At 39.0% G+C, this 12702-nt stretch carries 12 protein-coding genes; all 12 read left to right on the top strand.

The features are described from left to right. The first annotated feature begins 1 nt into the window (after position 1). The 12 genes from MHI57_RS13510 to spoIID all read left to right on the top strand — a co-directional run bounded on the left by MHI57_RS13510 (position 2) and on the right by spoIID (position 12552). Positions 2-1102, top strand: coding sequence for an NADH-quinone oxidoreductase subunit D (locus tag MHI57_RS13510; protein ID WP_340976822.1), 1101 nt, complete (start codon positions 2-4; stop codon positions 1100-1102). Next, on the top strand, positions 1102-2109 hold the full coding sequence (gene nuoH / locus MHI57_RS13505) for an NADH-quinone oxidoreductase subunit NuoH (RefSeq protein WP_095371600.1): 1008 nt from the start codon (positions 1102-1104) through the stop codon (positions 2107-2109). The genes MHI57_RS13510 and nuoH overlap by 1 nt, the downstream gene beginning before the upstream one ends. A 16-nt stretch (positions 2110-2125) precedes the next feature. Then, positions 2126-2545, top strand: coding sequence for an NADH-quinone oxidoreductase subunit NuoI (gene nuoI / locus MHI57_RS13500; protein ID WP_095371601.1), 420 nt, complete (start codon positions 2126-2128; stop codon positions 2543-2545). After that, entirely contained in the window at positions 2542-3057 is a 516-nt protein-coding gene (locus MHI57_RS13495) for an NADH-quinone oxidoreductase subunit J (protein ID WP_095371602.1), read from the top strand. The genes nuoI and MHI57_RS13495 overlap by 4 nt, the downstream gene beginning before the upstream one ends. Continuing rightward, the gene (gene nuoK, locus MHI57_RS13490; RefSeq protein WP_095371603.1) at positions 3050-3364 is read left to right on the top strand and encodes an NADH-quinone oxidoreductase subunit NuoK; all 315 of its coding nucleotides are present in this window, start codon (positions 3050-3052) and stop codon (positions 3362-3364) included. The genes MHI57_RS13495 and nuoK overlap by 8 nt, the downstream gene beginning before the upstream one ends. A 48-nt stretch (positions 3365-3412) precedes the next feature. After that, complete coding sequence (gene nuoL / locus MHI57_RS13485) at positions 3413-5278, top strand: NADH-quinone oxidoreductase subunit L (protein ID WP_340976817.1); 1866 nt, start codon at positions 3413-3415, stop codon at positions 5276-5278. Continuing rightward, a complete protein-coding gene (locus MHI57_RS13480) occupies positions 5278-6771 on the top strand; it encodes a complex I subunit 4 family protein (protein WP_307318218.1) in 1494 nt (497 codons plus the stop codon). The genes nuoL and MHI57_RS13480 overlap by 1 nt, the downstream gene beginning before the upstream one ends. Positions 6772-6778: 7 nt before the next feature. Beyond that, the gene (nuoN, locus tag MHI57_RS13475) at positions 6779-8278 is read left to right on the top strand and encodes an NADH-quinone oxidoreductase subunit NuoN (protein ID WP_340976815.1); all 1500 of its coding nucleotides are present in this window, start codon (positions 6779-6781) and stop codon (positions 8276-8278) included. A gap of 209 nt (positions 8279-8487) precedes the next feature. Then, the gene (locus tag MHI57_RS13470) at positions 8488-8724 is read left to right on the top strand and encodes a DUF1146 family protein (protein WP_095371607.1); all 237 of its coding nucleotides are present in this window, start codon (positions 8488-8490) and stop codon (positions 8722-8724) included. 219 nt (positions 8725-8943) lie between these two features. Then, positions 8944-9693, top strand: a complete 750-nt coding sequence (locus tag MHI57_RS13465; protein ID WP_095371608.1) for a YwmB family TATA-box binding protein — start codon at positions 8944-8946, stop codon at positions 9691-9693. A 33-nt stretch (positions 9694-9726) separates the two neighbouring features. Continuing rightward, the gene (murA, locus tag MHI57_RS13460; protein ID WP_095371609.1) at positions 9727-11043 is read left to right on the top strand and encodes a UDP-N-acetylglucosamine 1-carboxyvinyltransferase; all 1317 of its coding nucleotides are present in this window, start codon (positions 9727-9729) and stop codon (positions 11041-11043) included. 477 nt (positions 11044-11520) lie between these two features. Then, entirely contained in the window at positions 11521-12552 is a 1032-nt protein-coding gene (spoIID, locus tag MHI57_RS13455) for a stage II sporulation protein D (RefSeq protein ID WP_095371610.1), read from the top strand. Positions 12553-12702 lie beyond the last annotated feature (150 nt).

Genomic DNA, 12702 nt, shown 5'->3' with positions numbered 1-12702 from the left:
AATGATCAGAACAGAAGAGATGCTATTGAATGTAGGACCACAGCATCCCAGTACACATGGCGTTTTTCGTCTTGTTATCAAAATAGATGGAGAAATGATTATTGATGCCAAACCAGTCATCGGTTATCTCCATAGAGGAACAGAAAAAATAGCTGAAAATCTGCAATATACACAAATCATTCCCTATACAGATCGCTTAGATTACTTGGCCGCGATGACAAATAATTATGTGCTTTGCCACGCAGTTGAAACGATGATGGAGCTAGACATTCCTGAACGAGCGGAATACCTTCGCATCATCACGATGGAACTCGGTAGAATTGCTAGTCATCTTGTTTGGTGGGGTACATATTTGCTTGATTTAGGGGCGACAAGTCCATTTTTATACGCTTTTAGAGAAAGAGAAATGATCATCAATTTGTTAAATGAAATCTCAGGTGGCCGCCTAACATTTAATTATATGAGAGTAGGCGGAGTGAAATGGGATGCACCAGACGGTTGGATAGAAAAAGTGAAGGCGTTTATTCCTTACATGAGAGAGCAGTTAGCGGGTTACGGAGATCTCGTAAGCGGCAATGAAATTTTCCTTAATCGTGTAAAGGGTATCGGTCAATACACAAAAGAAGAGGCAATGGACTATTCCTTAAGCGGAGCCAATTTACGTTGTACTGGGCTTGCTTGGGATTTACGGAAAAGTGAACCTTATTCCATTTACGACCGGTTTTCTTTTGAAATATGTACAGCTGATACAGGTGATGCATGGGGAAGGTACCAAGTGCGTATCCAGGAAATAGAACAAAGTTTACGGATACTTGAGCAAGCGGTGGAGCAATTCCCTGAAACAGGTGAGGTCATGGGTAAGGTTCCTAAGGTCATTAAACCGCCTAAAGGAGAAACGTTTGTACGCATCGAGTCTCCTCGAGGAGAAATCGGTTGTTATATTGCCAGTGAAGGTAAGAAAGAGCCATATCGTCTGAAATTTAGGCGGCCGTCTTTTTATAATCTGCAAATCTTACCGAAGTTACTAGTTGGTCAGAATATGGCTAATTTAATCGCGATCCTTGGCGCAATTGATATCGTGCTTGGGGAGGTGGACGGATAATGATTGAGGGATTATTAACTTCTGAAGCGACATGGCTCCATTTCTTCATTTATTTTGCATTAACGGTTCTGCTGTTATTTATTGTTCTAGGGTTTGTCACTTATGCCATTTTAGCAGAAAGAAAGGTTATGGGCTTTATGCAATTGCGGCATGGGCCTAACCAAGTAGGAGGAAGATGGGGACTATTACAAACAGTTGCGGATGTCTTGAAGCTACTGATTAAGGAAGATGCCATTCCGCGGGCAGCAGACAAACCATTATTTATTCTTGCACCGTTAATTGCTTTTACACCTGCTTTTATGGTTTTAGCAATCATTCCATTCACTGATCGATTTCAATTCGCTGATATCGGTGTTGGTTTGCTTTATTATATTGCTGTCTCGGGTATTACGACTGTCGGAGTTGTGACCGCAGGGTGGGCTTCTAATAATAAATATGCATTAATGGGGGCAATGAGGGCAGCCGCACAGATGATATCATATGAAATTCCACTAGTTATGTCGGTCATTGGTGTCATTCTTCTGACAGGAAGTATGAACTTAAATGATATTGTGTTAGCGCAAGAAAATGGCTGGTATATTCTTTGGCAACCGATTGCCTTTATCGTCTTCTTTATTGCAGCAGTAGCTGAATTGAATCGGGTGCCGTTTGATTTGGCTGAAGCGGAGTCGGAACTTGTTGCAGGTTATTTTGTTGAGTATACCGGTTTTCGTTGGGCGTTCTTTATGTTAGCTGAGTATGTGTATATGTTCGCAATGTCAGCGTTAATAACTGTCGTCTTTTTAGGTGGTTGGCTACCATTACCCTATTTAGGGTTTATACCGGGAGCCGTTTGGTTTGCACTTAAATTTATGGTTGTTATCTTTCTGCTTATTTGGTTCCGTGTTACTTTCCCAAGGATACGTGCCGACCAACTAATGGAGTTCGGCTGGAAGGTATTATTGCCAGTAGCAATCGCGAATATCTTCCTCACTGCATTATTAAAAGAATGGATCAATCTATTTTAAAAGGGGTGACAAAGGTATGTTTGGATTAGCAAAAGGATTGAAATACACGTTGAAAAATATGACGCGCAAGAAACTAACCTATGATTATCCTAATGAACCCTTACCACTTCCCGATCGCTTTAGGGGAATTCAAAAATTTTATCCAGAAAAATGCATCGTCTGTAATCAATGTGCCAATATATGTCCGACAGATTGCATTACACTCACGGGGAAAAAGCATCCCGATTCAAGTAAGCGGGGGAAAATTATTGATACGTATGATATAAATTTCGAAATTTGTATACTATGTGACTTATGTACGGAAGTTTGTCCTACTGAGGCAATCATTATGACAAATCATTTTGAACTCGCAGAATATAGTCGTGATGAATTATTTAAAGATCTTGTGTGGTTGGATGAAAATGATACCCAATTACGAAAGGAGAATAAGGCATGAGCGGCGAGTTTTTCATATTTATTGTTTTATCACTCATCGCTATAGGCGGTGGGATCATGATGATCAACTTAACAAAGGTTGTTCATATGGTCGTCGCTCTCGTCTTTACTTTCATTAGTATTGCTGGCATTTACGTCATGCTTTCTGCAGAATTTATTGCAGTAGTCCAAATCCTTATCTATTCAGGTGCGATCACAATTATGATGCTTTTTGGCATTATGTTAACGCGTCATAATGACAAGAGCGAGACGAGTGGAGGAGGCTTTAGAAAATTTCTCATCTTTCTAGCCATCCTTGGGTTCGGGCTCGTCTTTTACTTAGGTATATACCAACTTGAACTAGGGGAACCATCCACTTCATTGCATGAAAATAATACAGAGCAAATAGGGATTGCCCTTTATTCGAAATATATTATTCCTTTTGAATTAACTTCGGTTATTTTACTCGTCGCCCTTATTGGTGCGATAGTGTTAGCGAAACGGGATGATGAGGAGGGGGAAGAACGTGAGTAGTGTGCCGTTATCTGCCTATTTAACACTAGCCATTATCCTCTTTTGTATCGGATTATACGGGGCATTAACGAAGAAGAATACTGTCATTGTACTTATTGCCATTGAATTAATGTTAAATGCGGTTAATATTAACCTCGTTGCTTTTAGTAAGTATGGCATGATGCCTTCAATAGATGGCCAAATATTTGCCCTTTTTGCCATTGCAGTTGCTGCGGCTGAGGCGGCAGTCGGGCTCGCTATCCTCATAGCTATCTATCGAAATCGTAAATCCGTCAATGTAGATGATTACAACTCTTTGAAAAATTAACTTGAATGAACATACGTCATTCGTATGAATAAAAGGGGACATGAAGAAATGATGGAGATTGCATGGATCATACCGCTTTTTCCGCTTTTCTCCTTCTTAGTGCTACTTATTTTTGGAAGGAAGTGGCGGAGAGGGCAAATTGATTTCGCAGTAATTCTTTCCTTAGTTAGTTTTATATGTGCTTTACTGGTTTTATTTGCGCGTTTCACGCAGGAAAATGTAAAGGTAGAGTTCATATGGCTAACCATAGGGGAGACTCAATTGACTGCAGGTTTTGAGGTCAATCAATTAAATGCCCTTATGCTTGTTATTGTCTCGCTTGTTAGCTTCCTCGTACATATGTATTCAAAGGCATACATGGAGGGAGATGAGCGCATAACAGTATTTTTCTCATACTTAGGATTATTCACCTTTGCGATGCTTGGACTTGTTCTTTCTCCTAATCTATTACAAACATATATATTCTGGGAGCTTGTGGGCGTTGGCTCATTTCTATTGATTGGTTTTTATTTTTATAAAGAAGAGGCAAAAGTAGCTGCCAAGAAAGCATTTATCATGACGAGAATTGGTGATATCGGCCTTCTCATTGGTATGATTCTTCTCTTTTGGCAAGTAGGGAGCTTTGAGTATGATGAGATTTTTGCTGCTATCTCAGCGGGTGGTCTATCAGAAACGATGGCTACCTTAACAGCTATTCTTATCTTTATCGGAGCCGTTGGGAAGTCTGGTCAGTTCCCGTTGCATTCGTGGTTACCTGATGCGATGGAAGGACCCACGCCTGTATCGGCATTAATTCATGCTGCCACAATGGTAGCAGCTGGTGTTTACCTTGTAGCAGCACTTTATCCGTTATTCGCCTTCAGTGAGGTGGCCATGCTTACCATAGCTATTGTTGGTGGATTTACCGCCATTTTTGCTGCAACGATTGGGATGACCCAAAAAGATATTAAAAGAGCTTTAGCGTATTCTACTGTAAGTCAGCTAGGTTATATGATGCTTGCATTAGGGGTGGGAGGTTACGTGGCCGGTGTATTCCATTTAACAACACACGCCTTTTTTAAGGCACTATTGTTTTTAGCAGCTGGTAGTGTCATTCATGCTGTTCATACCCAAGATATTGAGAAAATGGGTGGCTTATGGAAGAAGATGAAATGGACTGCACCGTTTTTTCTAATTGGGACAATGGCGATTAGCGGAGTACCTTTATTATCAGGCTTTTTTAGTAAAGAAGAAATATTAGTGTCTGCCTGGGTGAGTGGTCATTACTTATTATTCACACTTGCAATCATTGCTGCTTTCTTCACTGCATTTTACATGTTCCGCTTATTTTTCTTAGTATTTGGTGGAGAAGAAAAGAAAGAGCATTCAATGGTAAAAGATTCATCCAATTGGATGACCGTTCCCATGCTGGTTCTTGCGTTGTTAGCGATTGTTGCTGGTTATATACAAACCCCTTGGTTCGGAACATTTTTAGGAGATTGGTTAACAACGGGGATAGTTGCAAATGTGCATGGTCATCTCGATGGTCCGCTTTGGGTGATGATTGTAGCCACGATTGTAGCATTCTTAGGTATCTTGCTTGCTTGGTTGATGTATAGTAAGAAAGTTATTTCCAGAGATTGGTTTACATCAAGAGCTCCTTATACGTATCAGCTTGTAGTAAATAAATATTATATCGATGAAGTGTATCAGTATATCTTTGTTAAAGGTAGCCGCTTTGTAAGTCAAGTTCTACATTTCGTGGAGGTTTATTTAATTGAAGGTCTCATTTCTCTTGTAACCATCACCATTAAACAGTTGAGCATGATTGGTTCAAAGTTTCAAAATGGGCAGACTCAATTGTATGGAACGGTTGCTTTTGTTGGGTTAGCCATTCTGATCGTAGTGTTTGCAGTGACAGGAGGTGGCTTATAGTGGGATTCCCGTTTATATTGAGCATTATTGTATTTGCGCCCCTTCTCGGTGTCTTATTATTAACACTGGTTGCAAAAACGAAGGAGAAAACGATTAAAACAGTCGCTACACTTAGTACCCTTCCTTCTCTTTTTCTATCAATCTACTTAATTATCTCATCTAAGATGGGTGTAGAGTTAGTTAGTTTTTCTGGGAAATTAAGTTGGATGCAATTTGGTAATCCCGAAGTCTTTGGCAAATTATACAGTATTGATTATGAATTAGGAGTAGACGGTTTTTCTCTTATTCTATTGTTATTAACTGCCTTACTCTCTACGTTAGCCGCCTTTGCTTCATTTCAGATCAAAGCAGGGTGGAAAGGTTATTACATGCTATTTCTATTATTAGAAGTTGGCATGCTCGGGGTGTTTGCTGCTGAGAACTTAGTATTATTCTTTATCTTTTTTGAAGTGACTTTAGTGGCAACCTTCTTTTTAATAGGCAAATGGGGGCTATATGAAAAAGAACGAACAGCCTTCTCTTTGCTCATTTATAACGGGATTGGGTCAGCAATCCTTTTAGTTGTCATCATGGTATTGTTTGCTAAAACAGGTACGGCGAATATCGAGGCCTTAATGTCTATTTTAAGTGCAGATGATGGAACGGTTTTTTCATCAAAAGAGAAAACGGGCTTGCTGCTTGCCTTATTCATTGCCTTTGGGATTAAGCTTCCTATTTGGCCGTTTCACAGCTGGATGGTTAAGGTTCATGCTGAAGCGCCAGCAGCAATTGTCATGCTTCATGCGGGTGTACTGTTGAAAATTGGCGCCTATGGTCTCATCCATTTTGGTTTAGGCTTCTTTCCTAACCAGTTTCAATCGCTCACTTTATGGCTGGCGATACTTGGTGTAATCAACTTGCTTTATGGTGCGTTTTTAGCATTATCCCAACAAGAACTGAGAAAAATTTTAGCTTACTCATCGATTTCGCATATGGGTATCGTACTTATCGGATTGGCTGCATTAAATGAAGCGGGGATACAAGGAGCGATGTTTCAAGTGGTCTCACATGGGTTAATTGCCGCCTTGTTCTTCTATCTTATCGGTATCTTTTACGAGAGATATCAATCTAGTTCCATGGATGATTTAAATGGGCTAGCGAAAACAATGCCAATCGCTTCAGGTTTTTTGTTAGTAGCAGGTCTCGCCTCATTAGGTTTACCCGGTATGTCAGGGTTTGTCGCGGAATTTCTCGTGTTCCTGGGTCTATTTCAAGAATGGCCAGTGCTTGCAGTTATCGCATGTTTAGGCATTATATTGACGGCTGTATATATATTACGAGCAGTGCTAGGGATTACTTTTGGCCAACAAGAGAAGGCGAAAAGGGTAAGAGATATGACGTCATTAGAGATTTGGCCAGCAATTATTTTGCTTTTATGTATTGTTGGTATTGGTGTTTATCCAGATATTATCGGTTCAACTTTAAAATCAATCATCATTGGATTAGGGGGGTGAAATAAAAATGGATCTTGATACATTATTATCATTTAGTTGGCATGCGATGGTTCCAGAATTCATTATTCTTGGTACAGCTACTCTACTATCCCTCCTAGATTTATTTCTACCGAGGTCGTTTCATCGGAAATGGCTCGGTTGGCTTGGTGTAGGAAGTATCGTTGCAGCTTTAATCTTTTTACTTACACTCATAGGGGACACACCTTTTGCGATTCTCTATGACACCTTCCGATTAGATTCCTTTGCGATTGCTTTTAAATTAGTGTTATTAGTTGCTGCCGGCTTTGTGTTGTTGTTAGCTATTTCATATGAACCGAAAGAAGAATTAACGGAGTTCAGGGGAGAGTTTTTCTATTTATTTTTAGTGGCATTACTTGGTGCGATGATTATGTCCTCAAGCGCTGATTTAATTACTCTTTTTGTAGGTTTAGAGCTAATGACCTTATCATCCTATATATTAGTAGGAATAAGAAAGAAGCATCTCCCTTCAAACGAGTCAGCAATGAAATATGTCATTAATGGTGGAATTGCCACAGCTATTACCTTGTTCGGTATGAGTTATTTATATGGGGTTGCTGGGACAACCAATATTTTAGAAATGGCGGGTAGGCTTCAAGAGTTAACGAATACTCAACATCTATTTTTATTAGCACTAGCTTTTCTGATGATTTTAGTTGGTTTAGCATTTAAAATCGCTGCAGCACCTTTTCATATGTGGACACCAGATGTTTATGAAGGAGCGCCGATACCAGTTACCGCTTTTTTGAGTATTATTTCAAAAGCAGCAGGGTTTATTTTAATCATTCGAATGTTCATCACGGTTTTTTATCATATTCCGGATATGAGTAACAATTCTTCTTTATTAATGGCGCTGCAAAACTTTTTAGCCGTTCTTGCTGCCGTGACGATGATATGGGGGAATTTAGTGGCACTAAGGCAAACGAAGGTTAAGCGGATGCTTGCCTATTCAAGCATTGCACATGCGGGATATTTATTAGTTGCGGTAACGGCTTTCTCCGCCTTTATGGTAGAGACGATTTGGTTTTATTTAACGGCCTATTTATTTATGACAATCGCTGTTTTTTCCTTGTTACAATTAATGAATATTGAAGAGCTAAAGCAATTGTCTGGGCTTTCCAAACGTGCTCCCCTTTTAGCTGTTGCACTCGCACTTACTATGCTAGGGTTAGCGGGGATACCAGGAACATCAGGGTTTATTGGCAAACTGAATATTTTTCTAGGCGCATTAAGCACAGAACCAACGCATTATCTATTAGCTGTTATCCTAATCGCCACTACGGTGATATCTTATATATATTATTTTAAGTTGATTATTTACGCTTTTTTCCGAGAAGCGAATCATAATTTTCAAATGAGTGGGAAGAAGTTGAATGGCATTATCATAAGTATTTGCGTGATGATGACAGTATTACTAGGCGTTTTTCCACAATTAGCTTATGATTTCCTCCATCAAAATTTTTTATCATTTTATGATTTCTTACAGTAGAAACGGGTATAGAAGAAGGGAGAGCTCCTTCTTCTTTTTTATTTATGGAAAGCAAAGAGCTTAAAGTAAAGTAAATTATGGAAAAATAAATTTAGGTGAAACGAAAACTGAAACAAAAACGTCAATTGTTAAGAGGGTGTGTGCTATCTTTCTGAAGGTGATTTGAGTTAAAATAAATGGTGTAGTTTTTGATTGAAGGAGTGGGTCATGTGATCTCTGGATTTGGCCAACAGGCATTGGTTAGTATTATTGTACATTTAATATTTATTGCTGTAGCTTGGTATGCTTTGCAAGCGATTAAAATTGATACGTGGATCAAGGCGAACCATGTTTTGCAAGCAAGGGTATTATATGTATTGTTATCGATCGCACTTGGATCGATTGTCGGTAACTTTGTGCTTGATTATCTTCTTTGGTCTCAACAACTTCCATTTATTTTGCAATAATCCATTTGTCAAAAAATAGACCTTAAATATAGGTCTTCGTACATGTTTTCATTTGCTCAAAGTTTGAGTACAATGCATGATGTTGCTATAAATTTTCTTAAAACTATACATATAATCTGACTTAATATTCACTCAACTAGTGGATGTCAAAATGTGACGATAATTCCCAAGTATGCCGATCTCTCCTTTGGTAACAATGGTAGTAAGGGAGGGAGTTTAATGAAGAAGTATTCATTTATATTTTCTATAATGGGAATTGTCGGGTTAGTTTGGATTATTTTCGGCAATCATTCGGATGCAGCATCTGTAGAAGAGCTTTCACTAATACAAATCGCTCAAACTGTACAGGACGAGAATATTTTGATTCAAGAATGGTCAGTTCATGCAAGGGAAAACTTGGAAACACTACAAACCTTTGCAGAAGTAAAAGCATATACTAAAGAGATGAAAAAGAGTTTTACGGACTGGAAATGGTCTGTCCAAAAGGAATCTCAAGAAAGATATGAAGTCATAGGAACGCTTAAAAAAAATGATCTGACTGAAACGATAAAAATACTTTCAACCGACACAAAAAACAATGTACAAACGTATGTCATTTATGAGGCGAAAGGTGCTGGCTACGAAGGCAGTATCCAGGAAAATATGGGGAACTATATGAAAAGTCAGATGTCTGACATTTTTACTAAAAAACCCAATATTTTCTCTTGTATCATTGGTCATTATGATGGTAATATGAGGGAGTCTATGCTTGAACAAATGAACGGATTATTGTCCACATTTAATGCGAAAGAAATAGAAGCGTTAGAAGAAGAGCAATTTATTTCGACATCGGCATATTCACCTATGTTCAAAGAGTCTGTTACAACGGATGGCAAAGATATGAATTTACAAATTGGCTTAAGAAAAGAAGGGTTGGGCGCTAAGACAACTATTGTTATCGGCACACCCATCATAACGATTGAATATTAATATAGAGAAAATGGACGCGGAGGGGAATACACTTTGGAAAAAATCATCGTCCGCGGCGGAAATCGGTTAAGTGGCACAGTTAAAGTAGAAGGCGCAAAAAATGCTGTTTTACCGGTAATCGCTGCAACATTGTTAGCAAGTGATGGAAAAAGCGTAATTCGTGATGTCCCAACTCTCTCCGATGTATATACAATTAATGAAGTATTACGTTTTTTAAACGCCGAAGTGGGGTTTGATAACAATACAGTAACTGTTGATGCATCTAGAGAGTTAAAAGTAGAAGCACCATTTGAATATGTTCGAAAAATGCGTGCATCTGTTTTAGTCATGGGTTCACTATTAGCGAGAAATGGAAGAGCAAGAGTAGCATTGCCAGGCGGCTGTGCGATTGGTTCACGCCCGATAGATCAACATTTAAAGGGTTTTGAAGCAATGGGTGCAACAGTTAAGGTTGGCAACGGTTTTATTGAAGCAGAAGCTCCAGAAGGAAAACTGCATGGTGCGAAAATATATCTTGATTTTCCTAGCGTAGGCGCAACAGAAAATATTATGATGGCTGCTACATTAGCAAAGGGTACAACGATTCTAGAAAATGTAGCAAAAGAGCCAGAAATTGTGGACCTTGCGAACTTCCTTAATAAAATGGGTGCAAAAGTTCGTGGTGCTGGAACAGGAACGATTCGTATTGAAGGTGTGGATGTATTATTTGGTGCTGAGCATCATATTATTCCAGACCGAATTGAAGCAGGTACATTTATGGTAGCAGCAGCCATTACAGGCGGCGATGTTCTTGTCAAAGGCGCTGTACCAGAACATGCAACATCTTTAATAGCAAAAATGGAAGAAATGGGCGTTCAGTTTATCGAAGAGGAAGAAGGGGTTCGCGTCATCGGCCCGTCAGAACTTAAAGCTGTCGATATTAAAACGATGCCTCACCCAGGTTTTCCAACAGATATGCAATCTCAAATGATGGCACTATTGCTTCATGCCAAAGGCACAAGTGTTATTACGGAGACTGTATTTGAAAACCGCTTCATGCATGTGGAAGAATTCCGTCGCATGAATGCAGATGTGAAAATCGAAGGTCGCTCTGTTATTATGGAAGGACCATCCAACCTACAAGGTGCAGAAGTTGCCGCAACCGATTTACGTGCTGCAGCTGCTCTCATCTTAACAGGACTTGTAGCAGACGGCATAACACGTGTAACAGAATTAAAACATCTTGACCGTGGCTATGTCGATTTCCATAAGAAACTAGCGAGCTTAGGTGCAGACATTGAACGTGTGACTGAAGCAGACGAAGATATGTCTACAACTGAACAAACCATCATTACTGATTTGAATGCATAAAAATGGCGAACCACTAATCTTTTTAGAGATTGGTGGTTTTTTTTAGCTAAGGATGAAAATGTAGATGTACATATATGTGAGATCAAAAAAGCCAAGTTATATTAGGGAATGGGTGCACAGAGTATATAAAACTGATGAGATGTTGGGCAAACAGGAAATGCGCACAAATGAAGTCACATAACCATCGAGATGTGATTGAGGGCAAAAAGGACAAAGGTTCATCCACAATTTTTTTTAGGTGTTGTAGGACTCTATCTATGATTTGGTTGTGGACTCAAAACTATTCATTACCATAGTGAAGGTGAACATTTAGCTCTCGCAATTAGCCCTAACTCCATTTTCACTCGGTTCTCTATCTCTGCCATTACACAAGAAATAGCTACTTTACTAGAGAAATTCAATAGTGGGATTTTGTCATAATGGCTCTATTTCGACCATATGATTGAATGAGACGTGAATCTTGATGGAGGCTAGCATATGACAAAATTCAAACCATTCATCGTACTATCAGCATTACTCTTTACACTTGTATTAATTATTCCAGCCTTACTAGTAGTTCTTCCTTTGGGAAATGATGAGAAGCAAGAGAATCGAGAGACTGTAACTGCGGAGAAGAAGAAGGGGGAGGCAACACCTTTCACCTCGATGGAACCTGCAGTTGATGTGGCTGTTTACCGTACCGATGCCAACAAAGTGGAAACCTTTGCTTTTGAAGACTATCTTATTGGGGTTGTTGCTTCTGAGATGCCTGCTGAGTTTGAGCTAGAGGCGTTGAAGGCACAAGCATTAGCAGCGCGAACGTATACAATGCAGCATCTACTGGCAGATGAGGGTTCATTACCAGATGGTGCAATGATTACTGATTCCACTGATGATCAAGTTTTTAAAAACAAAGAAGAGCTCAAGAAAATATGGAAGTCCGATTATGATTGGAAAATCGAGAAAATTACGCAAGCAGTTCAAGAAACAAGTGGGCAAATTCTTACCTATGATGGTAATCCTATAACAGCAGCGTTCTTTTCAACAAGTAATGGCTATACGGAAAATGCAGAAAATGTTTGGGCTAATGCGACCCCGTATTTAAAAAGTGTCAAAAGCCCCTGGGACATTGATACACCAAAATTTGCTGATCAAATCTCTATCCCTGTGTCCGAATTTGAAAAAAAATTAGATGTGAAAGTACCTTCGGGTCAAACTGTTGCTAAAATTGTTGAGAAAACAGATGGTAATCGAATAGGGAAAGTAAATATTAATGGAACCATGATTAAAGGAACAGATGTTAGAATGAAATTAGGATTGCAATCAACTGACTTTACCCTGAAGAGAAATGGCGATCAGATTAATATACAAACAAAAGGATATGGACATGGGGTTGGCATGAGTCAGTATGGTGCAAACGGTATGGCGAAAGAAGGTAAATCATATAAAGAAATCGTTTCTTATTATTATAAAGGAATCGAAATAAGTGAATCTGATACGATGGTGGCAAAATTAACTGCACAAAAGTAAGTTTAAACAAACAGCTTCAATCGGGGCTGTTTGTTTTCTGTTTGAATGTAGATCTCTTAGTACTTAAGTATTCAGAAAATAATTATTTTGATAAAACATGTATATAAAAATCGAGTTAGTAAAAAATAAATCCAAAAAAATTTTTAGATG

It is taken from the genome of Cytobacillus sp. FSL K6-0129 (assembly GCF_038007625.1).
Classification (GTDB): Bacteria; Bacillota; Bacilli; order Bacillales; family Cytobacillaceae; genus Cytobacillus; species Cytobacillus kochii.
Note: the sequence above shows the minus strand (reverse complement) of the source record. Positions and strands in the feature narration are given on the sequence as shown.

Excerpts from the sequence above, each read along its gene's own strand:
- MHI57_RS13510 (WP_340976822.1), top strand. The coding sequence starts at position 2 with ATGATCAGAACAGAAGAGATGCTATTGAATGTAGGACCACAGCATCCC.
- nuoH (WP_095371600.1), top strand. The coding sequence starts at position 1,102 with ATGATTGAGGGATTATTAACTTCTGAAGCGACATGGCTCCATTTCTTC.
- nuoI (WP_095371601.1), top strand. The coding sequence starts at position 2,126 with ATGTTTGGATTAGCAAAAGGATTGAAATACACGTTGAAAAATATGACG.
- MHI57_RS13495 (WP_095371602.1), top strand. The coding sequence starts at position 2,542 with ATGAGCGGCGAGTTTTTCATATTTATTGTTTTATCACTCATCGCTATA.
- nuoL (WP_340976817.1), top strand. The coding sequence starts at position 3,413 with ATGATGGAGATTGCATGGATCATACCGCTTTTTCCGCTTTTCTCCTTC.
- nuoN (WP_340976815.1), top strand. The coding sequence starts at position 6,779 with ATGGATCTTGATACATTATTATCATTTAGTTGGCATGCGATGGTTCCA.
- MHI57_RS13465 (WP_095371608.1), top strand. The coding sequence starts at position 8,944 with ATGAAGAAGTATTCATTTATATTTTCTATAATGGGAATTGTCGGGTTA.
- spoIID (WP_095371610.1), top strand. The coding sequence starts at position 11,521 with ATGACAAAATTCAAACCATTCATCGTACTATCAGCATTACTCTTTACA.